At 71.6% G+C, this 23958-nt stretch carries 18 protein-coding genes and 1 pseudogene; 8 read left to right on the top strand and 11 right to left on the bottom strand.

What is annotated here, in order from left to right; genetic code table 11:
* Positions 1 to 5 precede the first annotated feature (5 nt).
* The 3 genes from ACSMXX_RS11120 to ACSMXX_RS11130 all read right to left on the bottom strand — a co-directional run bounded on the left by ACSMXX_RS11120 (position 6) and on the right by ACSMXX_RS11130 (position 3775).
* A complete protein-coding gene (locus ACSMXX_RS11120) occupies positions 6 to 962 on the bottom strand; it encodes an N-acetylneuraminate synthase family protein (RefSeq protein WP_473183879.1) in 957 nt (318 codons plus the stop codon).
* 40 nt (positions 963 to 1002) lie between these two features.
* Complete coding sequence (locus ACSMXX_RS11125; protein WP_473184733.1) at positions 1003 to 2316, bottom strand: cytidylyltransferase domain-containing protein; 1314 nt, start codon at positions 2314 to 2316, stop codon at positions 1003 to 1005.
* Positions 2317 to 2413: 97 nt separating this feature from the next.
* Positions 2414 to 3775, bottom strand: a complete 1362-nt coding sequence (locus ACSMXX_RS11130; protein WP_473184734.1) for a DUF6716 putative glycosyltransferase — start codon at positions 3773 to 3775, stop codon at positions 2414 to 2416.
* A gap of 255 nt (positions 3776 to 4030) precedes the next feature.
* On the opposite strand from ACSMXX_RS11130, the gene ACSMXX_RS11135 reads away from it, so the two are divergent.
* Positions 4031 to 5020 (top strand): glycosyltransferase family 2 protein, encoded by a 990-nt coding sequence (locus ACSMXX_RS11135; protein WP_473183880.1) that lies wholly within the window; start codon positions 4031 to 4033, stop codon positions 5018 to 5020.
* A 32-nt stretch (positions 5021 to 5052) separates the two neighbouring features.
* Positions 5053 to 6477 (top strand): polysialyltransferase family glycosyltransferase, encoded by a 1425-nt coding sequence (locus tag ACSMXX_RS11140; RefSeq protein ID WP_473184735.1) that lies wholly within the window; start codon positions 5053 to 5055, stop codon positions 6475 to 6477.
* Between the two features lie 80 nt (positions 6478 to 6557).
* On the opposite strand, the pseudogene ACSMXX_RS11145 reads toward ACSMXX_RS11140, so the two are convergent.
* Positions 6558 to 7151: pseudogene (locus tag ACSMXX_RS11145) on the bottom strand (GntT/GntP/DsdX family permease); the annotation flags it as partial.
* A 51-nt stretch (positions 7152 to 7202) separates the two neighbouring features.
* The gene (locus tag ACSMXX_RS11150) at positions 7203 to 7715 is read right to left on the bottom strand and encodes a gluconokinase (protein WP_473184736.1); all 513 of its coding nucleotides are present in this window, start codon (positions 7713 to 7715) and stop codon (positions 7203 to 7205) included.
* 267 nt (positions 7716 to 7982) lie between these two features.
* On the opposite strand from ACSMXX_RS11150, the gene ACSMXX_RS11155 reads away from it, so the two are divergent.
* Positions 7983 to 8699 carry a FadR/GntR family transcriptional regulator gene (locus tag ACSMXX_RS11155; protein WP_473183881.1) on the top strand — a complete coding sequence of 239 codons (717 nt, stop codon included), beginning with the start codon at positions 7983 to 7985 and terminating at the stop codon, positions 8697 to 8699.
* 188 nt (positions 8700 to 8887) lie between these two features.
* Here ACSMXX_RS11155 and ACSMXX_RS11160 read toward each other — a convergent pair whose 3' ends face one another.
* Together ACSMXX_RS11160 and ACSMXX_RS11165 are read right to left on the bottom strand one after the other, a co-directional pair.
* The gene (locus ACSMXX_RS11160) at positions 8888 to 10921 is read right to left on the bottom strand and encodes a GTP-binding protein (protein ID WP_473183882.1); all 2034 of its coding nucleotides are present in this window, start codon (positions 10919 to 10921) and stop codon (positions 8888 to 8890) included.
* Positions 10922 to 11295: 374 nt separating this feature from the next.
* Positions 11296 to 12735, bottom strand: a complete 1440-nt coding sequence (locus ACSMXX_RS11165) for an amidase (RefSeq protein ID WP_473183883.1) — start codon at positions 12733 to 12735, stop codon at positions 11296 to 11298.
* Between the two features lie 90 nt (positions 12736 to 12825).
* On the opposite strand from ACSMXX_RS11165, the gene ACSMXX_RS11170 reads away from it, so the two are divergent.
* Entirely contained in the window at positions 12826 to 13533 is a 708-nt protein-coding gene (locus tag ACSMXX_RS11170) for an HAD family hydrolase (RefSeq protein WP_473183884.1), read from the top strand.
* Between the two features lie 727 nt (positions 13534 to 14260).
* On the opposite strand, the gene ACSMXX_RS11175 is transcribed toward ACSMXX_RS11170, so the two are convergent.
* Positions 14261 to 15859, bottom strand: coding sequence for an acyl-CoA mutase large subunit family protein (locus tag ACSMXX_RS11175; RefSeq protein WP_473183885.1), 1599 nt, complete (start codon positions 15857 to 15859; stop codon positions 14261 to 14263).
* Positions 15860 to 16171: 312 nt separating this feature from the next.
* Between ACSMXX_RS11175 and ACSMXX_RS11180 the strand changes: the two genes are divergently transcribed.
* A complete protein-coding gene (locus ACSMXX_RS11180; protein WP_473183886.1) occupies positions 16172 to 17059 on the top strand; it encodes a L,D-transpeptidase family protein in 888 nt (295 codons plus the stop codon).
* Positions 17060 to 17636: 577 nt separating this feature from the next.
* Here the strand turns inward: ACSMXX_RS11180 and ACSMXX_RS11185 are convergent.
* From ACSMXX_RS11185 to ACSMXX_RS11195, 3 genes are all read right to left on the bottom strand, one after another.
* Positions 17637 to 18710 (bottom strand): hypothetical protein, encoded by a 1074-nt coding sequence (locus ACSMXX_RS11185; RefSeq protein ID WP_473183887.1) that lies wholly within the window; start codon positions 18708 to 18710, stop codon positions 17637 to 17639.
* Between the two features lie 323 nt (positions 18711 to 19033).
* Positions 19034 to 19684 carry an RNA polymerase sigma factor gene (locus tag ACSMXX_RS11190; protein WP_473184737.1) on the bottom strand — a complete coding sequence of 217 codons (651 nt, stop codon included), beginning with the start codon at positions 19682 to 19684 and terminating at the stop codon, positions 19034 to 19036.
* 341 nt (positions 19685 to 20025) lie between these two features.
* Positions 20026 to 21639 (bottom strand): family 20 glycosylhydrolase, encoded by a 1614-nt coding sequence (locus ACSMXX_RS11195; RefSeq protein ID WP_473183888.1) that lies wholly within the window; start codon positions 21637 to 21639, stop codon positions 20026 to 20028.
* Between the two features lie 597 nt (positions 21640 to 22236).
* On the opposite strand from ACSMXX_RS11195, the gene ACSMXX_RS11200 reads away from it, so the two are divergent.
* The 3 genes from ACSMXX_RS11200 to ACSMXX_RS11210 all read left to right on the top strand — a co-directional run bounded on the left by ACSMXX_RS11200 (position 22237) and on the right by ACSMXX_RS11210 (position 23958).
* Positions 22237 to 22761, top strand: a complete 525-nt coding sequence (locus ACSMXX_RS11200) for a 2-oxo-4-hydroxy-4-carboxy-5-ureidoimidazoline decarboxylase (RefSeq protein WP_473183889.1) — start codon at positions 22237 to 22239, stop codon at positions 22759 to 22761.
* 318 nt (positions 22762 to 23079) lie between these two features.
* Positions 23080 to 23460, top strand: coding sequence for a succinate dehydrogenase, cytochrome b556 subunit (gene sdhC / locus ACSMXX_RS11205; RefSeq protein ID WP_079123323.1), 381 nt, complete (start codon positions 23080 to 23082; stop codon positions 23458 to 23460).
* 6 nt (positions 23461 to 23466) lie between these two features.
* Complete coding sequence (locus ACSMXX_RS11210) at positions 23467 to 23958, top strand: succinate dehydrogenase hydrophobic membrane anchor subunit (protein ID WP_473183890.1); 492 nt, start codon at positions 23467 to 23469, stop codon at positions 23956 to 23958.

Consider the following 23958-nt stretch of genomic DNA (forward strand, 5'->3'; position numbering starts at 1 on the left):
CTCCGTCAGGCCACAGCCGGCTCGCGGTCGGCCCCGTCGGCTCCGGAACCCTCAGCCGCAGATTCCGCCTCGGCGACGACGCCCTTGACGCGGCGGAGCTTCTCCATCGGCTTCAGCTCGCTCTCGTAGACCTTCTTCACGCCGTCGCCCAGCGAGTCCTCGATGGTGCGGATGTCGCGGACCAGCCGCTGGAGACCGCCCGGCTCGACGGACGCCGCCTGGTCGGAGCCCCACATGGCGCGGTCGAGCGTGATGTGCCGCTCCACGAAGCAGGCGCCGAGGGCGACTGCCGCGAGGCTGGTCTGCAGGCCGGTCTCGTGGCCGCTGTAGCCGATGGGCACGTTCGGGAACTCGCGCTCCAGGGTGTGGATCATCCGCAGGTTCAGTTCGCCCGCCTGCGCCGGGTACGTCGAAGTGGCGTGGCAGAGCACGATGTTGGCGCTGCCGAGCACCTCCACCGCGTGGCGGATCTGCTTCGGGGTGGACATGCCCGTGGAGAGGATCACGGTGCGGCCGGTGGCGCGCATGGCGCGCAGCAGCTCGTCGTCGGTGAGCGAGGCGGAGGCCACCTTGTAGGCGGGCACGCCGAACTTCTCCAGGAAGGCGACGGATTCCACATCCCACGGGGAGGCGAACCAGTCGATGCCGCGCTTCGCGCAGTGCTCGTCGATGGCGCGGTAGCCGTCCTCGTCGAACTCGACGCGGTGCCGGTAGTCGATGTAGGTCATCCGGCCCCAGGGGGTGTCGCGTTCGACGTCCCACTGGTCGCGCGGGGTGCACACCTCGGGGGTGCGCTTCTGGAACTTCACGGCGTCGCAGCCGGCTTCGGCGGCGGCGTCGATGAGCGCGAAGGCGTTCTCGAGCTCGCCGTTGTGGTTGATGCCGATCTCGCCCGTGACGTAGACGGGGTGTCCGGGGCCTACGGTCTTCTCACCGAGGGTACGCAGACGGTTGGTGCTCATGAGGACGTTTCTCCTACAACTCTCTGCTTGCTGAGGTCGGTTACAGGGACGGCCCGAGAAGCCAGGAGGCGATCTCGCGGATCGCGCCCTCGCCTCCGGGCGTCTGGGTGATGGCGCGTGCGGCCTCGCGTACGACCTCGTGTGCGCCCGCGACTGCCACGGGCCAGCCGACGAGGTTGAAGCAGGGCAGGTCGTTGACGTCGTTTCCGGCGTAGAGCACGCGCTCGGGCTCGATGCCCTTCTCCTCGCACCACTGCTTGAGTGCGAGGTCCTTGCGGTCGATGCCGTGCAGTACGGGGATCCGCAGCTTGCGGGCCCGTGCGGCGACGACCGGGTTCTCTTCCGTGGAGAGGATCAGCAGCTCCAGCTTGTCGCGGCGGAGCGCGGCGATACCGAGGCCGTCGCCGCGGTGCACGGCGACCAGTTCCCGTCCTTCGGAGTCGATCAGCACCCTGTCGTCGGTCTGGGTGCCGTCGAAGTCGAGCACGACCGCGTCCACGTCCTCACGTCCGGGCAGCGCGCGGGGGCGCGGCTCGTCGAGCAGCGGCGCGAGCGCGCGGGCGCGGGCGAGGTCGTGCGGGTCGTCGATCTCCAGGACGCGGGCCGGGTCCGTACGGACGGGCTCAGTGCGTCCGAAGAAGCGGTGTCCGGCCTTGCGGAAGCCGGCGGCGTCCATGGCGTAGGCGGCGCCGGTCTCCAGGAGGTCTTGCGGGCGGTCCTGGCGGCGCGGCCGGAAGGCCTTGTCGTGGTTGACGCCGAAGCCGCCGGTGGCTTCGGCGGCGCCGGCGTCCGTGGCGGAGTCCGTGGCTACGGCGTCCGTGACTGCAGCGTCCGTGACTGCGGCGTCCGTTCCGGTGACGCCGTCGCGCCAGACGAAGCCGTGGAAGGGTGCCACGGTCAGGGCGCTGTCCGCGCCGCCCTCGACGACCGCGCCCGCCACGGCGTCGATGTCCTCACAGGTGATGAACGGGCTCGTGCACTGAACCAGCAGCACCGCGTCGACGGGGGCTCCCGACCGTGCTTCGCACACGTCCACGGCGTGCAGCACGGCTGCCTCGCTGGTCGCGGTGTCGCCGGCTATCTCCCCCGGCCGCTCCACGACCTGGGCGCCCGCCGTGCGTGCCGCCGCGGCAATGCCGGAGTCGTCCGTCGAGACGGCCACATCCGTCACCAGCCCGGCGCCGAGGCAGGCCCGTACGGCCCTCGCCACGAGGGGTTCGCCGCCGACGGTGGCTAGGTTCTTTGCGGGCACGCCCTTCGATCCGCCGCGGGCGGGGATCACGGCGAGCACCCGGCGGGCACCCGCACCGGAGGACCCGGCCCTGGTTCCTGTCGCTGTCCTCGTCCCGGACATCTCGGTCATGTCAACTCCTCGGCGGTGTACGGGAGATACGGCTCGGGCGGACACGGAGCTGCGGGACGCGCGGCGGGACGCGCCCCGCCGTGGCCCGTCACAGCTCCCCCATGCGGCGGATCACGGGCGCCACGCGCTGTACGCCGTGCCGGTACGCCCCGCGTGCCGCGTCCCGCACCGCGCCGCGTACCGCCGCGCGCACCCCGGTGGAGGCGCCGGCGGCGGCCGCCTTCGCGGCACCCGGCAGCACGGCGCCGTCGGCGCCGAAGCCGTAGCGGGCGAGCACGCCCGGCAGATATCCGGGGGCGGTCGTGGGCGTGTAGTACGGCGCGATCGCGGGCAGCCGGTCGCGCCCAGCGAGCAGGGCGACGCGCTCGCGTGCCTGGTCGAAGGCGCGCTCGTACGGGCCGCCGGACAGCACTCCCTGCCGCGCCGTCCATGCGGCGTCGGCCTTCGGCAGGTGCCCGCCGTCGAGTTCGTCCCAGGAGGCGAGGCAGCCGGAACCGAGGAAGTGGTGGTTGCCCAGCGCTTCCCGTACTCCCAGGTCGGTCAGCACGGCGGTGGGGATCGAGCGGTGCAGCGACTCCAGCGCGGCGGTGGAGCTGACGGTGACGAGCAGGTCGGTGCGGTCCAGGACCTCGCTCATGTGCCCGTACACGAGGCGGCAGTTGGGCGGCAGGCCGCCGGGCAGCCGGTCCGCGAGGCGCTGGTAGGGCTGCTCCTCGATGTGCGTGGTGTGCTCGCCGGGGCGGCTGCGGAGCTTGACCAGCACCTCGCGCCCCGGGTGGCTGCGTGCGTGGCCGGCGGCCCGGCGCAGCAGGTACGCGCGGTCGTCGCGGCCCGCGGGCACGGAGGGCTGCGCCGCGAAGACGACGGTGAACGGCCGGTCCTCGCGCGGGCCTTCGTAAGGTGCGCCGCCGAGGAAGGGCAGCGCGCCCTCCGTCACGGACGAGGCGTCGGCGCCGGCGCCCTCGTAGACGCCGCGGAAACGCTCCGCGTCGTAGCGGGAGTTGGCGAGGACGACGTCGGCGCCGTGACGCAGCAGCAGACCGTCGGCGAGCTTCTCGTAGACGACGCCGACATAGCCGGTGACCGTCACCGGGCGGCGGTGCGCCTCCTCGCGTATCTCCGCGCCCCCGGACTCCGGCTGCGGCGACGAGTGCGGCTCCGGCTGCGCGGTCCGCGCCGCATGCGCCATGCCGTGCAGCATCGCCTGCACCGCGCCGCCGACGCAGGCGAGGACGACCACGTCGTACGCGCCGCGGTCCGCGGCCTCCCGCACGAAGGCCGCGCCGCTCGTCTCCCGCAACGAGTCCACGTCGACGCCGACCTCGGCGAGCTGCCGGGGCGTCGGGGTGGCGCGTCCGCGCAGCAGCAGCCCGTCGATGCGGGAGCCGGGCGCGATGCGGCGTGCGGTGAGGGCTCCCCATTTCCAGCGCGTGTCGGAATCTGCGAGCACCGCCGTACGGAGCGGGGATGCGGAATCCGCGGAATGCTCACCGGATGCGGAAGGGATGGTTGATGGCACGTCTATGACGCTAGAAAGCAATTCCGGAGCCCGGCCCAACGGAAATACAACAACGGGTTAACAGCGCACCGCCGACCGGCCAACTGGCCCGCCGGCAAACTGATTCACCATCCCGCCACGCGCCGTTCACCGGTGATTGCCGAGCAGGCCACAATCCCGGCGGCGGGCGGCTCTATCGTCGGCCGGGTGGTCAATCTCTCCGTCATCGTGCCGTTCTACAACGTGCAGTCCTATGCCCCCGAAGCAATCAGAAGCCTACGCGCGAATGCGCGCGAGGACATCGAATTCATTCTTGTCGACGACTGTTCGACGGATGCCACCCCCGAGATTCTCGAGGAAGCCGAGCGGGAACTGAGTGGCGCCGTCCTCGTCCGGCACGAACGCAACGGTGGCCTCGCGACTGCGCGCAACACCGGCCTGGACGCCTCCCGCGGCAGATACCTCACCTTCCTCGACGGCGACGACTGGCTGGCGCCGGGCTACTACCCCCGGCTTCTCGCCGCCATCGAGGAGCTGGGCTGTGACTTCGTGCGCACCGACCACGTCAGCTGCACCGCACGCGCCCGTACGATCGCCCGCGTCCCGCACGGCCGCCGCGGCGTGGTCATGGATCCGCGCAAGGCGATCCTGCCGGCCGACCGCACCACCTCCGTCGACTACGCCTACGCCTGGGCGGGCATCTACCACCGCCGGCTGCTGGACGACGGGCTGCTGCACTTCACGCACGGGCTGCGCACCGCCGAGGACCGCCCGTGGATCTGGCGGCTGCACCGCGAGGCGAAGTCCTTCGCCGCCGTCGGCCTCATGGGCGTCTACTACCGGCGCGGCGTCGCCTCCTCGCTCACGCAGATCGGCGACGTGCGCCAGCTGGACTTCATCCGCGCCTTCGACCAGGTCGTCGACGAGACGGCACGGGACCGGGACGCGGAGACGCTGCTGCCGAAGGCCGTTCGCACGTACTGCGCGATCATCTCCCACCATCTGACCAGCGGGAGGTTCCAGCCCCGGGTGGAGCGCGAGCTGCGTGCGCGCAGCGCGGCCGTGCTCAAGCGCCTCCCCTCCGGTGTGCTCTCCGACGCCCTCGACTCGATGGACCTCGAACGCGCCTCCCGGCTGCGCAGGCTGCGCCGCCGGCCCGCCGTCCTCCGCAGCAAGGCGGCGGGAGAGGCGGCGTGAGCGACACAGACCTTCCAGGACGGACCGACCGCATGCGTACGCAGATCTTCTTCGCCTCGACCCTCTACGGTGCCGCGACGCTCGCCGCCGCCATCGACGCGGGCAGCTTCTCCGCCGGCTCCCGGCACGGAGGGCCCAAGGCCGAACGCCGGCTGCTGCTGGTCAGCAACAACGCCGCGAATCCGGAGACGACTCCGGCGCTGGACTCCATGCCGGGATTCGAGCGGCTGCGCGGCCGCTTCGACCGCGTGCTGTCGTGGAACGAGGCCATCCACCCCTTCCATCCGGGCGGCTGGTCGCCGCGCACGGACGACGTGCCGATGCTGGAGCGCTATCTGCGGTTGCTGTGGGGCATCGGCGACGACGAGGTGGAGCTCGTCGTCGAGTCCATCCAGGTCGATCCGGCCCTCGCCCTCGCCCGGTCGTTCCCCGACGCTCCCCTGGAGGTCTACGCGGACGGCCTGATGAGCTACGGCCCCACCCGCAACAAGCTCGACCCGCTGGTCGGCTCGCGCGTACGCCGGCTGCTCCACCTCGACCTGCTGCCGGGCCTGGAGCCGCTGCTGCTCACGGAGTTCGGGGTCCCGAGCGAGGTCGTGCCCACTGCCGCCTTCACGTCCGTACTGGCCGAACTGGCGCAGGACGTGCCGCCGAGCGTGACGTCCGCACCGCGCGGCGGTGCGCTGCTGCTGGGGCAGTACCTGTCGGCCCTGGAGATCCTCACCACCGAGGAGGAGGAGCGGCTCCATCTGCGGATGCTCCGCGGAGCCGCCCGGCTGGGCCACCGCAGCGTGGTGTTCAAGCCGCACCCTGTCGCGCCGGCGCGCTTCTCGCGGGCGCTGGAGAAGGAAGCGGGTGAACTCGGCGTCGAACTGCGGGTGCTGAGCACTCCGGTGCTGGCGGAGGTGCTGTACGAGGAGATGCGTCCGGAGCTCGTCGTGGGCTGCTTCTCGACGGCGCTGCTGACGGCCGCGTCCTTCTACGGGCTGCCCGTCGCCCGTACGGGAACGGGTCTGCTGCTGGAGCGGATCACGCCGTACCAGAACAGCAACCGGGTGCCGGTCACGCTCGTCGACGCCCTGCTGCCGGACATCGGCGGGGAGGCCGTCGGCGACGGGGAGGGCGCAGGCACCGCGGACGGCTCCGGCGCCGGTCCTGCGGCCGTCTCCTGGCGCATGCCGGACACGCACGGGATCGAGCGCCAACTGACGGGCCTGCTGCGGGCGGTGGGCTTCTGCATGCAGCCCGAGATCCTGCCCGGGATGCGCGGCGAGGCGGAACGGTATCTCTCCGCGAACCTCGACGCCCGTACGCACCGGTACTTCAAGCGGCGCCGCCTCACGGCGCTCGCCCTGCCGGGCGGTTGGACGAAGCAGTTCGCATTCCTGCGACGCAGGCCCACGGTCCGCCGGGTGGCCCGCCGCGTACGGGCGTTGAAGCGCGCGGCGGCGGGCTGAGCGACCCAGGGGGTGTCCGGGCGGACGGGCGGACGCGCTCGCTGACCGAAACGGCCGGCGGGCCCGCGCACCGGGCGCGGGCCCGCCGCTGCCGCAACGGCGCCGGCCCCGCGGGTCAGACCACGAGCCAGAGCAGCAGCAGGAAGATCAGGGAGACGAATGACGGAGAGACCGGCGAGGGCGGGTATCCCGATGCGGATGAGGGAGTAGTTGCCGCGCCGTGCGACGAGGAGGAGCACTGGGATCATCAGTACGAGGCCGGCCTCGAAGAAGAGCGGCAGACCGATGATGCCCGCGATCAGCGCCATCGCCCACGGCATGCCGCGCTCGCCGGTCCTGGCGAGGATCGTGTCGACGATCTCGTCTGCGCCACCGGAGTCGGCCAGGAGCTTGCCGAGCATCCCGCCCAGCGCGATGAGCACGCCCACTCCGGCGAACGTGTCGCCCAGTCCCGTGGAGAAGCTCTCGATGGTCTTGTCCAGCGGGGCGGCGGCCACGGCACCGAGCGCGAGGGTGCCGAGGGTCAGCGCCAGGAACGCGTGGACCTTGGCGGCGAGCCCCAGCTGAAGGTTGCCGGCGGAGCTGATCGGATCTACGGGCTCCGGTCCGGCCGCCAGTCTCTCGGCACTGAGATGGCGCGCGGCTCTTCCTTCTCTGCAGGTGAACGGTGTCAGCAGGGGTGTGGGGCGGGGTGTTGCAGTGATGCGGCGGGGGCGGCCGCCGGCCTACGGACGCACCGCGGGCGGCCCGTCCGGTGCCCCGGACCACTCAAGGAGCGCCGCGAGGGCCTGCCGCGTGACGGTGTCCGGGCCGGCGCACACCTGGACGGCGGCGCCCGCCTCGTCCGGCTGAAGCGGCTCCAGAGTCGCGAACTGCGAATCCAGCAGCGCGAGCGGCATGAAGTGGTCCCGGCGCTGCTCCATGCGCCTCGCGATCAGCGAGCGGTCCCCGGTGAGGTGTACGAAGAAGACGCGGGGCGCCGCAGCGCGCAGCCGGTCGCGGTAGGCCCGCTTGAGCGCGGAGCAGCTGACGACACCTCCGGACTCCTCCCGCTCGCCCGCCCACTCGCCGATGGCGTCGAGCCAGGGCTCGCGGTCGGCGTCGTCGAGGGGCTCGCCGGCGGTCATCTTGGCGACATTGGCCGGCGGATGGAAGACGTCGGCCTCGGCGTAGGGCACGCCCAGCGCCTCGGCGAGCAGCGCTCCCACGGTGGTCTTGCCGGTGCCGGCCACGCCCATGACGATCACGACGCCGCCCGGCGCGACGTCCGCCGGCGGGGAGGCCCCAAGCCCGGCCGCCGGCGGGGAGACCCCGTGCCTTCGGTGGGGAGACCCCATGTCACACCTCGCAGTCGTACTCGTCCGGCGTCTTCGCCGGGCGCCGAACACTCAACCTCATTACGTCACACGTATTCAATAGTGAGACATCAAATCGTCATACTTAATTGCAGCGACGGCCACCACGTACGCTGAGTCCACCGGGGGCGGAGACAACACAGGAGACTCATGACCAGCCAGGCTGCGGACGGCCGGGGGCGGGGGCTGCACGCGCGGCTGCTCGCCCGGCTCGGGCCCGCGATCACCGCAGGCGACCACCCTCCGGGCACCGTGCTGCTCACGGACGAGCTGGCCGAGCAGTACGAGGTCTCACGCACCGTCGTGCGCGAGGCGGTGCGGGTGCTGGAGTCCATGCATCTCGTGGAGTCGCGCCGCCGGGTCGGGGTGACCGTTCTTCCCGCCGAGCAGTGGAACGTTTTCGACCCGCAGGTGATCACCTGGCGCCTCGCCGGTGCCGACCGGCCGCGGCAGCTGCGTTCGCTGACCAGGCTGCGCTCGGCCGTCGAGCCCGTGGCCGCCCGGCTCGCGGCGGAGCTGGCCACCCCGGAGGAGTGCGCGGAGCTGACCGAGCACGCGCTCGGCCTGGTGCGCACCTCGCGCGGGGAGCAGCTGGAGAACTACCTGGTGCACGACGTCGCCTTCCACCGCGTGATACTGCGGGCGTCCCGCAATGAGATGTTCGCCCGGCTCGGGGACGTCGTCGCCGCCGTCCTCACGGGACGTACCGAGCACGAGGTGATGTTCAGCGACCCCCGCCAGGAGGCCGTCACCATGCACGTCAAGGTCGCCGAGGCCGTACGGGAGGGGGACGGCGCCGGGGCGGAGCGCGTCATGCGCACCATCACCGAGGACGCCCTGGCCGAACTGGACGTCCTCGCACCGTGATTGACCGCTCCCGCGAGCCCGCCGAGGGCTTCCCCGACGGGGGGCAGCGTGCGACGCGCGCCGAGGGCGGCCGCTCCGCACCGGGCGCTGCACACCGCGATGCGGACGGGGCCCAGCCCCGTGTCGGCGGGACGGTGCCCGTGTCCGCGGGACGGTGCCCGTGTCCGCGGGGGTCGGGCCCCGCCGGGTCACGCGCCTGAGACCCTCCGTACGACGCGCAGCAGATACTCCTTCCTGTTGAGCGGGTCGTGGTCGGTGCGCGGCCGCGACGGGATCTCTCCCACCACCGGCCGGTAGCGCGCGAAGGCGCACTCCAGCACTCCCTCCCCACTGGTCAGCGTGGGCAGTTGCTGCTCCAGCGCGTGCACCTGGGCCGCCGGGATCTCGCCCTCCAGCAGATACGCGTCGCCCTTCGTCACCGGCGCCTGAGGGACCGCGCGCAGGCGTGAGAGCACCGGGAGCACGGCACCGAACGTCTCCGCGGGGACCTCGAGCCGGAAGTGGTGCATCGGCTCGTGCACCGTCGTACCGGCCCGCTTCAGCGCGTCCATCACGACCAGGGGCGTCAGCTGCCGGAAGTCGGCGCCGGTGCTGGACATGCTCTTGTCGAAGACCGCGTGGGCGTGGCTCTGGCGCGGCGCGTACCCGGAGTGCGTCATGGTGACGGTGCAGTCGGGGATCTCCCAGCCGTGGACACCCTCGCGCAGCGTCTGCCGGACGGTGTCCTCGACGGCTCTCATGAACGCGTAGGGCATGGAACCCAGTTCGACCTCAAGCCCGTAGCGCACACCGCTGCCCGGCGGTGCCGGCTCGATGCGCAGCCCCACGGTCGCGAGGAACGGATTGGGCTCCTTGTTCATGATCTCCGCGGCCGATCCCGGCCCGTCCAGCCGTTCGACGCAGATGGTGGTGGACTCGCGGAAGGTGACATCGAGGCCGAACTCGTCGGCGAGCGTGGCCTGTACGACTTCTTTCTGCACCTCGCCGTAGAGCGACAGGTGGACCTCGCCACGGAGTTCGTCCTGCCGCAGCCCGATCAGCGGGTCCTGCTCGGCGAGCTGGGTGAGGGCGTTGTGCAGCGCGCCCCTGTCCCCGGCCCGGCAGGGCGTGACGACGGTCTCCAGTGTCGGCGGCGCGAAGTGGTGCCGCGCCCCGGTCACTTCGCGGACGGCGCCGGGGTCGCCGACCGCGTCGCCGATCCGCACTCCGGGCAGCCCGCGCAGCCTGCCGATCCGTCCGGCGGCGACGGACGGGCTCTGGACGTGCTCTCCCCGCTCGAAGACGTCGATGCCGGTGACCTTGCCCTCGGCCCCCGCTACGCGCTCGGTCCCCTCGGCGCCGGAGCCGTGCAGCAGACGGTCCCGTACGCGGACGGTCCCCGAGAACATCCGGACGTAGGCGGTCTTCGCCCCGCCCGGGGCGCGTTCGACCTTGAAGACCGTGCCGTGGGCGGGCCCGTCCGGATCGCCCTCGGCGGCGGGCAGCAGCTCCGTGAGGCCCGCGGTGAGCGCCTCCACGCCCGCACCGGTGATGGCCGAGCCGAAGAAGACGGGATGCACGAGCCCTCGCCGGGACTGGGCTGCCAGCTCCTTGCGCAGCCGGTCGTACGACAGGGCGGTCTCGTCCTCGACGTACGCGGCCAGCAACTCGTCGTCACCTTCGGCGAGCAGCTCGGCGAGGCGTGCGGCGAAGCCGGCATCGGAGGTGCCGTGGGGCGTGAACCCGGCGGCGGGCGTGCCGAGTTCACGCACCGTTCCCAGCGGGACGGCGGCGGGCGTCAGCTTCTCCGCGATCCTCCGCAGTACACGCTCGTACTGCGCTCCGGCACGGTCGATCTTGTTGACGAAGAGGAGCGTGGGGATGTCCAACCGCTGCAGCGTGCGCATCAGCACGCGGGTCTGGGCCTGCACGCCCTCGACGGCGGACAGCACGAGCACCGCGCCGTCGAGCACTCCGAGGGCCCGCTCCACCTCCGCGATGAAGTCGGGGTGGCCGGGGGTGTCGATCAGATTGACCGTGACGTCGCCGACGGTGAACGAGACGACGGCGGACTTGATGGTGATCCCCCGCTGTCTCTCCAGGGCGAGGGAGTCGGTCCGGGTACTGCCGTCGTCGACACTGCCGATCTCGTCGATGACTCCGGCGGCGTGCAGCAGCCGCTCGGTCAGGCTCGTCTTACCGGCGTCTACGTGCGCCAGGATTCCCAGGTTGAGCGTTTTCACAGAGCGTCATGTCCTTTAGGCGAATGAATGTTCCCTTCTGGTTGGACATGAACGCTCGCCGCATCTTCTTCTCCCTGCTCGGCCTGTGCTGTCGCGGTGGAGCACAGCAGAGGGCGGCCACGCAGGACAACCGGTTTTCGGCTCCGGCTAGGGGGTGTCGTCAAAGTAGCGTCGTCCGCCCGTTAGGGCGGGGGCCGCGGGGTCTGGTGCGTGCGATGGCAAGGCGGAGGGAGGAGAGCGCAGCGGGCTGCGCCGACGACCGACAACGCTGGGGGCACCTCCCACGAAGTGGGGGAGAGCGTGCGTGCCAGACCCCGCGGCCCAGACGGGACGATGACGACACCCCCTAGCCGCCCTCCGTCAGACCTGGCCGCTCACCGCCCCTGCGGTTCCGCCTCCGGCGGCCACTGCTCGAACCACCGCCGGTCTGCCTCCAGCTGGGCGGCCAGCCGTACGAGCAGGGGCTCGCTGCTCTCCGGACCCAGCAGCTGCGCACCCAGCGGCAGACCCGAACCGGTGAAGCCCGCGGGGACGTTGACACCGGGCCAGCCGAGCGCGTTCCAGGGCCATGCGTACGGGCAGTGGGCGATCATCGTGCGGTCCGTCTGCCATCCCGAGAGGCCGGCGAGATCGCCGATGCGCAGCGGCGGAGTGGCCGTGGTGGGCGCGAGTACGACGTCGTAGCGGCTGAAGATCCGCCCCACGCGCCGGCGCAGCGGCGCCTCGGCCGCGCGGGCGGCGCGCAGCACCGACCCGCCCAGCAGCCTTCCCGTACGCGCGGCACCCTGCGTACGGACGTCCAGCAGGGCGAAGTCGGGGACGCGGCCGGTCCATTCGCGGATACCCGCGGTCGCCCGCGGCACGAACGCCAGCCCGATCGGCCCGTAGCGCGGGTCGGCCTCCTCGACCTCGTGCCCGAGCGCCGCGAACCGCTCGGCGAGACCCGTCACCGCTGCCCGTACCACCGGATCGAGCGACGCCCCCGTCGCCGTCCACGGAGGCCGCAGCGACAGTGCGATGCGCAGCCGCCCCGGGTCCCGTCCGACCTCGGGCAGCACCTCCACCGGCGACGGGCGGTGCAGATCCCCTTCCGCCCCGCCGGAGGTCACGTCGAGCAGCAGGGCCGCGTCGCGCACGGTGCGGGCCAGCGGCCCGAAGACGGTGATCCCCTTGAACGCCTCGGGCTCGGGCATCGTCGAGATCCTGCCGCGCTGCGGCTTGATGCCGACCAGATGGCTCCAGGCAGCGGGGATACGGATCGAGCCCGCTCCGTCCGACCCGAGCGCGGCGGCCACGAGCCCCGCCGCCACCGCGGCGGCGGATCCGCCCGACGACCCGCCCGGGGTGTGCTCCGGACTCCACGGGTTCCGGGTGTCCCCGAAGGCCGGCCCCTCGGTGAAGGGAAACTGCCCCAGCTCGGGAGCGTTGGTCTTGCCGACGATGACGGCACCGGCCGCGCGCAGCCGCCGCACGGCCTCGCTGTCCGCCTGCTTGCGCGGGAAGTCGCCGGGACAGCCGAACGCCGTGGGCTCGCCCGCCACATCCACGTCGTCCTTGACCGCGACCGGGACACCCAGCAGCGGCAGCCGCTCACCCCCGGCCAACCGCCGGTCGGCGGCGTCCGCTTCGAGGAGCGCCGCGTCCCCGCGCACGCGGCGGAACGCGTTGAGGGTCGGCTGCGTGGCAGCGATACGGGCCAGCGCACTCTCGGCCAGCTCGCGCGCGGTCACCTCACCGGCGGCCAGAGCCGCGGCCTGCTCGGCCAGCCCGCGCGTCTCCCGCGGCTCGACCTGCGTACCGACTTCCGCTGTCACCAGCACTCCCCTTACTCGCCGGTAATCCAACCCTCATCCTGCGCCCCGTAAGCCCGCTCGGCAACGCCGCGGATGCGCTAGGAAAGTCACATGACCGTCGTCTGCGGCCCCGAAGGCCCCATCCGCACCCGCACGTGCCCGCCTCCCGCACCCGTAAGGGCGGTGCTGTTCGACTTCTCCGGCACGCTCTTCCAGATCAGCAGCTACGAGGACCGCATCCGGGCGGCGCTCCCGTACCCGGTCGGTGAGCCCGAGATGGAGGAGATGCTCGGCGCTCTGGAGGCCGGCCTGGCCGATCCCGGGGTGATCGAGGCACAGCGCGGCCGCGACGTCTCATCGAAGGCCCACCGGCACGCCTTCACGACGTGGTACGCCTCCGCGACCGCCCTCGCCCCGTACGCGGAGGAGCTGTACGGGCAGTTGCAGGCCCCGGAGCACTGGCGTCCGTACGCGGACGCCGAGCGGATCCTCGCCCGGCTGGCCGGGCGCGGCATCGCGATGGGTGTGGTCAGCGACGTCGGCTGGGACCTGCGCGCCACCTTCGCCCACCACGGCCTCGCGGACCACTTCTCCACGTGGGTGCACTCGTACGAACACGACTCGGAGAAGCCGGACCCGCGGCTCTTCCTGCACGCGTGCGGGGAGTTGGGCGTGGAGCCCGAGGAGACGCTGATGGTGGGCGACCACCCGGCCAAGGACGGCGGCGCGGCCGGGGCGGGCCTCCGCTCGTACGTCCTCCCCGCGGGGGCGTCGCCGGGGTCGGAGCGGGGGCTGGGGGCGGTGCTGCGGTTGCTGTGACGGGGCCCGTGTCCGCCTCCGGTGCGTTTCTAGGTCCGGGTGCGGGCCGTTCTGGGGGGGCGCCTCCGGTGCGTGGTTGGAGGCGGGGGCGTGCCGTTCCGGGTGCGCCTCCGGTGCATGGTTGGCGGCGGGTGCGTGCCGTTCCGGCGGCGGCTCCGGGAAGGCATGATTTTCCTCCCTGTACCGGTACGGTCCGTTGTCCTGCCTCCCATGTGCCGGTCCGCAAATCCTGCTTGAGTTTCCCGGAACCACCACCTCCACGTCCCGCCCCCTCCCGTGCGTCGGCGGCTTTCCCCCGGTGGCCCCGGTGAGTCCCCTCGCCCGTCCCGTTCGGACCAGTGCCACTCCGGTCGACGGTGGTCCAACCGCCCCCTGTCGAGGGGTGGTTGGCTGGTGCCGCAGGTACGTACACGTGTCGGAAGGTCCGCAGGGCAGCGGCTCGGTGGATCGCGGTGGCCACAAGGAGACAGCCGCCGAACCGGCGGGAGGGGGCGGGACGCCTTGGGGCCTCCCCGCCGAAGGTAGGGGAAGTGCGTGTCCGGACGCTTGCCCGTGATTTGTCGACCGGCACATGAAGGGCTCGACAAACCGGTTGTCGGGTCAGGGAGGTAAATATGGGGTCTCCCCGCCGAAGGTAGGGGACGGGTCCGGACATGTGCGCCGGAGCGGCACGCCCCCGGCACCACCCGCAAGCCGGAGGCGAACACGCCCGCAGCCGGAACCCGCGTCAGAACGAGTCCGTCGGCACGTACGCGCCCCAGATCTCGCGCAGGGTGTTGCACACCTCGCCCACCGTCGCCCGCGCGCGCAGCGCCTCCTTCATCGGGTAGAGGACGTTCTCCGTCCCCTCCGCCGCCTTGCGCAGCTCCGCCAATGCCCCGTCCACGGCCGCCTGATCACGCTCCGCCCGCAGCCGCACCAGCCGTTGGCACTGCTGCTGCTCGATCGCGGGGTCGACGCGCAGCGGCTCGTACGGGTCCTCCTCGTCGCGCTGGAAGCGGTTGACGCCGACCACGACCCGTTCGCCGCTGTCGGTCTCACGGGCGATCGCGTACGCGCTGCGCTCGATCTCTTCCTTCTGGAAGCCCTGTTCGATCGCGTCGACCGCGCCGCCCCTGTCCTCGACCTGCTCCATGAGAGCGACGGCCGCCGCCTCCACCTCGTCGGTCATCGACTCCACGACGTACGAGCCGGCGAACGGATCGACCGTCGCCGTGACATCCGTCTCGTAGGCGAGGACCTGCTGCGTCCGCAGCGCGAGCCGCGCGGACTTGTCCGTGGGCAGCGCGATCGCCTCGTCGTAGGAGTTGGTGTGCAGCGACTGCGTGCCGCCCAGCACCGCGCCCAGCGCCTGCACAGTCACGCGGGCGAGGTTCACCTCGGGCTGCTGCGCCGTGAGTTGGACCCCCGCCGTCTGCGTGTGGAAGCGCAGCATCAGCGACTTGGGGTTCTCCGCCCCGAACTCGTCCCGCATAACCCGGGCCCAGATGCGCCGCGCGGCGCGGAACTTGGCGACCTCCTCCAGCAGCGTCGTACGTGCGACGAAGAAGAACGAAAGCCGCGGCGCGAAGTCGTCCACGCTCATCCCGGCGGCGACGGCCGTACGTACGTACTCGATGCCGTCGGCCAGGGTGAAGGCGATCTCCTGCGCGGGCGTCGCCCCCGCCTCGGCCATGTGGTAGCCGGAGATGGAGATGGTGTTCCACTTGGGGATCTCGGCGCGGCAGTACTTGAAGATGTCCGCGATCAGCCGCAGCGACGGCTTGGGCGGGAAGATGTAGGTGCCGCGCGCGATGTACTCCTTGAGCACGTCGTTCTGGATGGTGCCCGTGAGCTTCGCCGGGTCGGCGCCCTGCTCCTCGGCGACGAGCTGGTAGAGCAACAGCAGCAGCGCCGCAGGGGCGTTGATCGTCATCGACGTGGAGACTTCCTCCAGTGGAATCCCGCCGAAGAGCACCCGCATGTCGTCGATGGAGTCGATGGCGACGCCGACCTTGCCGACCTCGCCGCTCGCGAGGGGCGCGTCGGAGTCGTGGCCCATCTGGGTCGGCAGATCGAAGGCGACGGAGAGGCCCATCGTGCCGTTCTCGATGAGCTGCTTGTAGCGGGCGTTGGACTCGGTGGCCGTACCGAAACCGGCGTACTGCCGCATCGTCCACGGCCGCCCCGTGTACATCGACGGGTAGACGCCACGCGTGTACGGATACGCGCCCGGCTCCCCCAGTTTCTCCGCGGCGTCCCAGTCGTGCAGCGCGTCCGGGCCGTAGACGGGCTCGATGGGCAGACCGCTCTCGTTGAACCGCTGGTTGCCCGACTGGCGTGCCATGGACTGTGCCTCCGTACGGTCTGGGTCGTGCCGGCAGTTGTCCGGCCGCAGCCTTTCGCGCGCAAACCGCTCGGGTGAGCCGGTGGCCGCTCGGGCTGTCCCTTTCGATTGCCACGGACTGTAGCGATCCGCGTTCGTCCGTTGCAGGTCCCCAGGCTGGGACCTTGCTCACAGCGCGCCGCGCCGCACTCACAGGATGCCGTCATGCCGCACGGTTCGCGCGGCGGCCGCGCGGGAAGAGAAGGGGCGATCGGTGTCGGGATTTCCGTGATGTCCGCTCGTATTCCGGGGGTTGGAGTGGCGGGGGCAAGCATGACCAGAAGATCCGTACGGGCAAGGCGCACCAGCGTGTGGGCGCTGACGGCGGCGTTGGCCGTCGGCGGGGGCGCGGCCGCCGGCTGCAAGGCGCACACGACGGGAAGTGCGCCCATCCGCGTGACGAAGACCTCGGTCCCGCCGGCGCCGCCGGAGAGACCTCAGCGCTCTTCCGTGAGCAACAGCACACAGGGCGGGGACGATGACGCACCGCCGGGGCCGGCGCAGCGGGCGAAGCCTGCCGCGCCCGCGAAGCCGGTGCTCCTCGCCACCGGCGCGAACGGCTCGCAGGTGCGCGAACTCCAGGCGAGACTGCGCAAGTTGGAGTTCTTCGACCGCAATCCGACGGGCTACTACGGTCCGGTCACCACCGCGTCGGTACGCGCCTTCCAGCGGCAGCAGGGCATGGGCAGTACCGGGACGGTCACCTCGGACCTCTGGGCGGCGCTGCGCGCCCGCACTTCGCCGCCGTCACGCGACGAGCTGTATCCGCCCACGACGCTCCCGCTCGACGACCCCGACCCGCGCTGCCTGACGGGGCGGGCGCTGTGCGTCAGCAAGGAGAGCCGCACGCTCGCCTGGTATGTGAACGGGCGGATGCTCTCGGCCATGGACGTGCGCTTCGGCTCGGCCTACACGCCCACGCGTGAAGGGGAGTTCGGCGTGAGCTTCAAGAGCCGCGACCACGTCTCGACCATCTACGACACCCCGATGCCTTACGCGCTGTTCTTCAGCGGAGGCCAGGCGGTCCACTACTCGCCGGACTTCGCGGCCCGCGGCTACGGCGGCGCCTCGCACGGCTGCGTCAACGTACGGGACAAGAAGAAGATCGCGGCGCTCTTCGCGCAGGTACGCAAGGGCGACAAGGTCGTCGTCTACAAGTGAGGCGGCCTGCCGCGCGGAGGACACGAAATACGCGAGGCACGCGGAAGAAGGGGCGCCGGAGGCTGAGGCTCTGTGGGGTGAATCCCCGATGGGGCGCGGGCGGGACCGGGGGAACGTGTCCCGCCCGCGCCATTCGCGCGAGCCCGAAGGTACGGGGGGAACCTCGGACTTGTCGCGCAGCCGATGACCAGTCGGCTCACTTGTTACTGCGCCTTCTCCGCCGAAAGTGTCACACCAGGATTCAACTAAATCGCGTGACCTGTGTCACACATCCAGGCTGCCCGTGCACACCCTGCATATGGCCGCGAGATGGCGGCTGGGAGACCGTTGGGGCAACCGGCGTCGCCCGTCGTCACGGCATGAGAAACCCCCGGCCGGAGCCGGGGGTTGCGTACTCGGGAGCCCTGACTGGGCCCGGGGGAAGGGGAGTTCACTTCGCGGCCGGATCTCTCTTCCGGCTAGGGCGTGTCGGCAAAGTAGCGTCGTCCTCCCCCTGGGCGAGAGCGCTGGGGTACCACCCGGGCCGGTAAGGCCCAGGGTGAGCGTCGCGGGCCCGAGAAGGGCGGTCGGACAGGGCCTAGGAGCCGGCCGTGCCGTCGGCGCTCGGCGAGGCGTCGCCGCCGTCCGATGCCGAAGGCTCCGGGGAGTCCGCGCCGGCGGACGGACCGTCGGGGTCCTCGCCCTCGCCGCCGCTGTCGGGCCTGCTGCCGCCGTCGTCGCCGCCGCTGTATCCGCCGTCGTCGCCACCCTCGTCGCCGCCGGGGCCACCGCCGCCGTCGTCGCCGTCGTCACCGTCGTTTCCCGACGACGCGCCGCCGGAGTCACCGTCCGGGTCTCCCGGCGCGCCGACTCCTCCGGGGCTGCCGCCCGAGGAGGAGGCGCTCTCGTCGCGGCCGCCGTCGTGCTTGTCGCAGAAGTACTTCACGCCCGCGGGGCCGCCGGCCACCAGCTCCAGGCGGAGCCGGTCGTTCGCGCTGAGATCGTCGTTCTCGTACGCGTTGCACAGCGCACGCGCCATCGCCTTCTTGTCGGACGGTGACAGTCCCTTGCCGTCGCCGTGCCACCAGTCCTCGTCGCCCTTGGGACCCTTGGAGTTCTTCCCGTCCCGTCCGCGCTCCTTGCCCGCGAGGTCCTCGCCGTTCGGCGAGTCGGACGGGGAACCACCCTCGCGGGTGCCACGTCTTGGACCGTCGTACGGGCTGCCGCCGCCGCCCGCCGCCGCCTGTTCCTCGGGGCTCACCATCGGTGACACGCTCGCCGCAGGTGTGTCGCTGCCGCCGAACGGCGAGGGCAGCACGCCGGTTCCGGCCGCGACCGCGACACCGCCGAGCGCGCATCCGGCGACCGCCATGGCGAAGCCCGCGCGCAGCGGACGTCCCACCAGCGAGGTACGCCGGGCGTCTCCTCCGCGGCGGCCGCGTGAGCGGCGGCGGCTCTCGCGCACGGCGCGCCTGCCGACGACCGTTTCCGACTCGGTCGGGCCCGCGCTGATGTCGACGGTGCCCCTGTGCTCGGCGTCCACTCGCGGGTGCGCCGCACGGAAGGCCTCGATTGCGGCGGCCTCTCCCGGGAGTTCGGCACCGGCGTCGCCCATGACCGTCCCGGTGCGGGCCGCGCCGAGCGCGTGAAGCGCCGCGGTCTGCTCCGCCACGAGCGAGTCGAGAAGGGACGCGAGACGGTCCTCGGCGACCTCCGCACCGGTGCGCTGATCCGGCAGGGCTCCGGCTCCGTAGGGGCCTGCGGGCTCCGGGTGGCCTGTTACGTGTGAGGAATGTGAGGGGTCTGTGCCGCGTGCCCACGAGGGAGTTGACCCGGAAGTCCGTCCGTAAATGCTGGTGGGGGCAGCTTCAACGTTGTCGTGACCGGCTCCGTGACGTCCGCCGCGCCTGGTGCTACGCGCATTGACCTGCGAGCCGCGGAGCAAGCGCTCCGCCGCTTCGTCATCCAGCCACCTGTACCGGTCGTCGTCCGCCATCACGTTTCCCTCAGCGTTCGTGTGGCCTTATGCGTCACACCGCGTGCCGTAGGAGACGCTTGCGGACCCTCGGGCGGTTCTCCGGGACCTGCCGGTTCTTCGGATTCGTCCAGCATCTGAGCGAGCTTGCGAAGTCCCCGGTGCGCCGCCGTACGCACCGCGCCCGCGCGCTTCCCCAGTACCTCCGCCGCGCTCTTGGCGTCCAGCCCGACGACCACGCGAAGCACCACGGCCTCAGCCTGGTCCTGCGGCAGACGGGAGATGAGCGCCATGGTGCGGCCCGTGCCGAGCGCTTCGAGAGCCTCGTCGGCCGTGTCGGCGCCGGCCGGCAGCACGGCCAGGTCGCTTTCGTCGCCGCCGATGGCGGGCCGGCGGCCTCTCGTACGCAGATGATCGAGCGCCCTGTTGCGGGCGATGCGCGCGGCCCAGCCGCGGAAGCGGTCCGCGTCGCCGCTGAACCTGCTGATGTCGCGGGCTATCTGAAGCCACGCCTCCGAGGTGACGTCCTCGGCGTCGGGGTCACTGACCAGTGTGCGGACATAGCCGAGCAGCCGCGGGTGCACAGTGCGGTACACGGTGCGGAAAGCGACTTCGTCCCCGCCCTGTGCCGCACGCACCGCGGCAGTCAACTCCGCGTCGTCCCCCTGCACGGCCGTCTCTCGCCCCACTCCGCGATGTCCCAACGGATCTGGTCACGCCCCTGGTCGGACGTCTGTCGTCATCTCGCTGATGCCTGCGCATGCCTTACGCACGGTCCAGCATCGATGCGAGAGCACGCTAAGCCCAAGTGTGCGTCATAGTCCACGTAAGTTGACCCGGTAAATAGTCCCTGAAGTTGACCAGGTAACGGAATGCGGATCGCTAACGCTGTAGGGAGTACGGGCCTGCCCCTGGCGTGGTGCGCCCGTTCTCGAGGGCGATCGGGGTCTCTCCTGTGGGGGGTGGCGACCCCGGTCGCCTTCGCATTTTCCGGCAGGCCCGCCGGGCGGTCTCAGCTCACGCGGTCGCCGAGCCGTTTGAAGTCTTCCCAGCTCATGGCCGGTTTTCCGGGGTCCCACAGCTTCTGCGCCGTCGCGCGGAGCGGATTCCTGATGCCCGCGGCGACCTGCTCCGGGGTCTGCGCTCCGGCTCGGTCGCACCACACGGCGAAGCGGCCGCCGGGGATGTGCTCAGGACCGGAGAGGGATTTCGGAACCGGTTCGGTGCCGCGCAGCACCGCCGGAGTCCATTCGTCGTAGATGCGACGCCCTGTCGGATATGTGAACTTGTTGGGCTCGCCGAGGACGTAGTAGAGGTACTCGTCGTTGAGGTTGATCAACTTCCAGCCCTCCTTCAGATACGCCACCGGATTCCGCTGCCCCGGCTCCTTGCCCGTCCAGTACGCGACCTGACGGTCCTGCTTGGCGCGGACCTCGCCGCCCGCGTGGATGCCGTCGTTCCACGCCTGCGGGGTCTTGCCCTCGTCCCGTACGACGGCGGCCCGGTCGTTGAGCCAGCCCGTCGCGAGGTCCTGCACGCCGGCGTCGCGGCCGTACTTCTCGCGTGCCTTCGCAGCCAGTCCGGGATACGAGGCCTCGGGATCCTCCTGCATCAGGGCGAGGTACTCGTCACCGCCCAGGTGCCAGTGCCTGCCGGGGAAGAGGCCGGCGTACTCGCGCAGCAGATCGTCGATGATCTTCGCCGCCCGCGGATCGGAGATGTCCACCGCGCCCTCGGTGGGCTCCCCCGAGGCGTTCTTCAGCTGGATCTCCGGGTGCGCCTTGATGACCGCGCCCAGATGCCCAGGGGAGTCGATCTCCGGAATGACCTCGATGTGCCGGGATTCGGCGAGCTTCACGATGCGCCGCATCTCCGCCTTGGTCAGGTGCGGCTTCGAGACGACCTCGGGGTGTGTGTCGCTCTCGACGCGGAAGGCCTGGTCGTCGGAGAGGTGCAACTGAAGCTGGTTGAGCTTGAGATCGCCCATCTCGCGGATGCGGTCCTCGATCCACGCGGCGCTGAAGTGCTTGCGTGCGATGTCGAGCATGAGGCCGCGCTGCGGGCGGTCGGGCTTGTCGCGGACCACGCCGTCCGCGACGCCGCCCCGCGCCCGTACGGACTGCAGCAGGGTGCGGGTGCCGTAGAAGACGCCCGCGTGGTCGGCGCCGGCGATCTTCACCTGGCCCGCGCGGCTCTCCATCACGTAACCCTCGGGCCCGGTCTCCAGTCCGCGGTCGAGGCTCAGCCGGATGTCCGCCGTGCGTGCCGGCCCCTTGGAGAACGGAACCTTCAGCTCCTCGGCGAGCAGCCGGGCCTCGTCCGCGAGCGGTCCGCCGGGGTCGGCGACGACCCGCGTGAATTTCGACGGCTTCCACGCCGGGCCGCGGACCGGCTCCCACTCCCGTACGGAGGGAACCGCCGCGGGTGCGGGGCCGGTTCGGGCCGGTTCCGTCGGCTTCGGCACCGCCGCGGGGTGGCTGCCGGTGCCGCCCGTCCCCCCGCCGTTGCCTCCGCTGCCGCCGCCGGCGTCCTCGCTGGAGCAGCCGCCGAGGGTGAGAAGACTCACCGTGCACGCCGCGAGCACGGCCGTCGAAACCGTCAGCTTCTTTGGCCTCTTAGGTCCCATATGGATACGTTATTGCCCCTTCGCGATCGGGTCCTGTCCAGACGGCCTCAGGTGACCAGCCTCTCCAGCGGAGAGACGCGGGACACTCCTCGCGAAGCGGCACGCTCCTCGCTACGGCGCCGGAAACGGCGGCGCCCGGGAACCGGCCCGGCTCGTTCCCGTCCGGGTGAAATTCCCGTACTCGCCGTATCGTTCGGGCTCTGCGTGGTTACGGTGGCCCCGGCCCGCCCGAGGAGCCGTGCCGGAGGTCGCACGCCGGCAGCTCGGGCGAGCCGACGGGCGAGCCCGGCCGGTCGCGGCGGCTCTCCCGCACCGGTCCGCCGGCGGCCACGTCCGCCGGCCAGTACGCCGACCGGATCCGTCCGTTCAGCCGGCCCGCCCGAGGAGCCCATGCCGCCGCCCAGTCCGCGAAGCGACGAGAAGGCCCCCGCCGAGCCCGGCGTGCGTGCCCGTGGGGGCAGCCCGGACGGCCACGGCCACGGCCACGGTCACGGACCGGCGCAGGATCCCCCGGCCCGGCACCCGGGGGGCGGCGTGCCCGTTCTGCCTCCGCCACCGCAGCCTGCGCGGTCCGGCCCTGTCCCCACGGCACCGCCGATGCCGCTGTCCCGCTTCAACGCCGCGCCGGACGAGACGGCCGCCGCGCTGCTGATGCGCTGCTGCGGCAGCACCCGCTGGGCGGCCCGCATCGCGGGCTGCCGCCCGTACCCGGACACGGACTCACTGCTGGCCGCGCTGGACGAGGCGAGTTACGACATGACCCCCGCGGACCTGGCCGAGGCCCTGTCCTCGGAGACACCTCAGCTGCCCTCCCCCGGCGAGGGCCCCGCGCCGTCAGAGGCCCGCGACGGCCGGCGCCACCGCGACCAGCGCGGTCTCCTCACCGCACACACCGCGCTCCGGGCCGCCCATGCCGCCTACGAGAACCGCTTCGGCCACGTCTTCGTCGTCTGCCTCGACGGATGGGCGCCGGGGGAACGGCTCGGCCAGGCACTCGCGAGCGTCCGCGCCCGCCTCGGCAACGACCTGGAGGAGGAGCGTCTCGTGGTGACCGAGGAGCTGCGGCGCCTCGCCCGGGGCAGGCTCGGTCGCACGGTCAGAGGCGTCGGGGACGCCGGTTGACGACGAGCCCTTCGGCCCGCCGCACACCCCCGCGAACTGCCCCCCGCCGGGCCCTCGCCGCTGCCCGTACGGAACAACTCCCGGCTTCCGGAGTGGCGTGCGGATACGTCCGCGGGGCTCTCGCCAGGGGCTCTCCCCCGTCGGCCCGCACTGCCTGATTGATCACATCCGCCCCTCCCGGGACCGATGTACCGACAATGCGTCGCTACGATGGCTCAGGCCGGTGGCCCATACCCGGCCGAGCCCGACCGACACCGCTGCACTCTCAGCCGAAGATGGCGGCCGGCTCTGACATCCGCACCCGGAGGGGTTTTTTCCGTGCCGGCTGGAACGCTGTACCGCGGCCGGGAAGGCATGTGGTCCTGGGTGGCTCACCGAGTCACAGGTGTCCTCATCTTCTTCTTCCTGTTCGTGCACGTGCTGGACACCGCGCTGGTCCGCGTCTCGCCCGAGACGTACGACGAGACGGTGGCGATCTACAAGACGCCCGTCGTCAATCTCATGGAATACGGCCTCGTGGCCGCGGTCCTCTTCCACGCGCTGAACGGTCTGCGGCTCGTCGCCGTGGACTTCTGGTCCAAGGGACCGAGGTACCAGAAGCAGATGCTGTGGACCGTGATGGGCATCTGGGGCGTGCTGATGATCGGTGCCTTCTACCCCATCCTGCAGCACACGCTGCACTCGCTGTCCGGGAGCTGATGAACCATGCCGACCGAGACCGCGAACGCACCCTCCGAGGGCAGGGGCACCGGCAGCACCGGCAACGGCCGCTACGGCGTGGACAACCCGGCCCCGCTGATGACGCCGCCCCGCGCCCGTACCGCCAGGACGCCCAAGGCGACCCGCACCAACTTCGAGCTGTATGGATGGCTGTTCATGCGGCTGTCCGGCATCGTCCTCGTCGTACTGGTCATCGGGCACCTGCTGATCCAGCTGGTGCTGGACGGCGGCGTCAGCAAGATCAGCTTCGCCTTCGTCGCAGGCCGCTGGGCCTCGCCGTTCTGGCAGGTCTGGGACCTGATGATGCTGTGGCTGGCGATGCTGCACGGCGCCAACGGCCTGCGGACCGTCATCAACGACTACGCGGAGCGCGACGGCACCCGCATGTGGCTGAAGATGCTGCTCTACACGGCCACGGCGTTCACCGTCCTGCTGGGCACGCTGGTGATCTTCACCTTCGACCCGAACATCCGCTGA

It is taken from the genome of Streptomyces sp. DSM 116795 (assembly GCF_055792905.1).

Bases quoted from the DNA above. Each gene is read 5' to 3' on its own strand.
- ACSMXX_RS11120 (WP_473183879.1), bottom strand. From the start codon at position 962: ATGAGCACCAACCGTCTGCGTACCCTCGGTGAGAAGACCGTAGGCCCC.
- ACSMXX_RS11125 (WP_473184733.1), bottom strand. From the start codon at position 2,316: ATGTCCGGGACGAGGACAGCGACAGGAACCAGGGCCGGGTCCTCCGGT.
- ACSMXX_RS11140 (WP_473184735.1), top strand. From the start codon at position 5,053: ATGCGTACGCAGATCTTCTTCGCCTCGACCCTCTACGGTGCCGCGACG.
- ACSMXX_RS11150 (WP_473184736.1), bottom strand. From the start codon at position 7,715: ATGGGCGTGGCCGGCACCGGCAAGACCACCGTGGGAGCGCTGCTCGCC.
- ACSMXX_RS11155 (WP_473183881.1), top strand. From the start codon at position 7,983: ATGACCAGCCAGGCTGCGGACGGCCGGGGGCGGGGGCTGCACGCGCGG.
- ACSMXX_RS11170 (WP_473183884.1), top strand. From the start codon at position 12,826: ATGACCGTCGTCTGCGGCCCCGAAGGCCCCATCCGCACCCGCACGTGC.
- ACSMXX_RS11175 (WP_473183885.1), bottom strand. From the start codon at position 15,859: ATGGCACGCCAGTCGGGCAACCAGCGGTTCAACGAGAGCGGTCTGCCC.
- ACSMXX_RS11180 (WP_473183886.1), top strand. From the start codon at position 16,172: ATGACCAGAAGATCCGTACGGGCAAGGCGCACCAGCGTGTGGGCGCTG.
- ACSMXX_RS11195 (WP_473183888.1), bottom strand. From the start codon at position 21,639: ATGGGACCTAAGAGGCCAAAGAAGCTGACGGTTTCGACGGCCGTGCTC.
- ACSMXX_RS11200 (WP_473183889.1), top strand. From the start codon at position 22,237: ATGCCGCTGTCCCGCTTCAACGCCGCGCCGGACGAGACGGCCGCCGCG.
- ACSMXX_RS11210 (WP_473183890.1), top strand. From the start codon at position 23,467: ATGCCGACCGAGACCGCGAACGCACCCTCCGAGGGCAGGGGCACCGGC.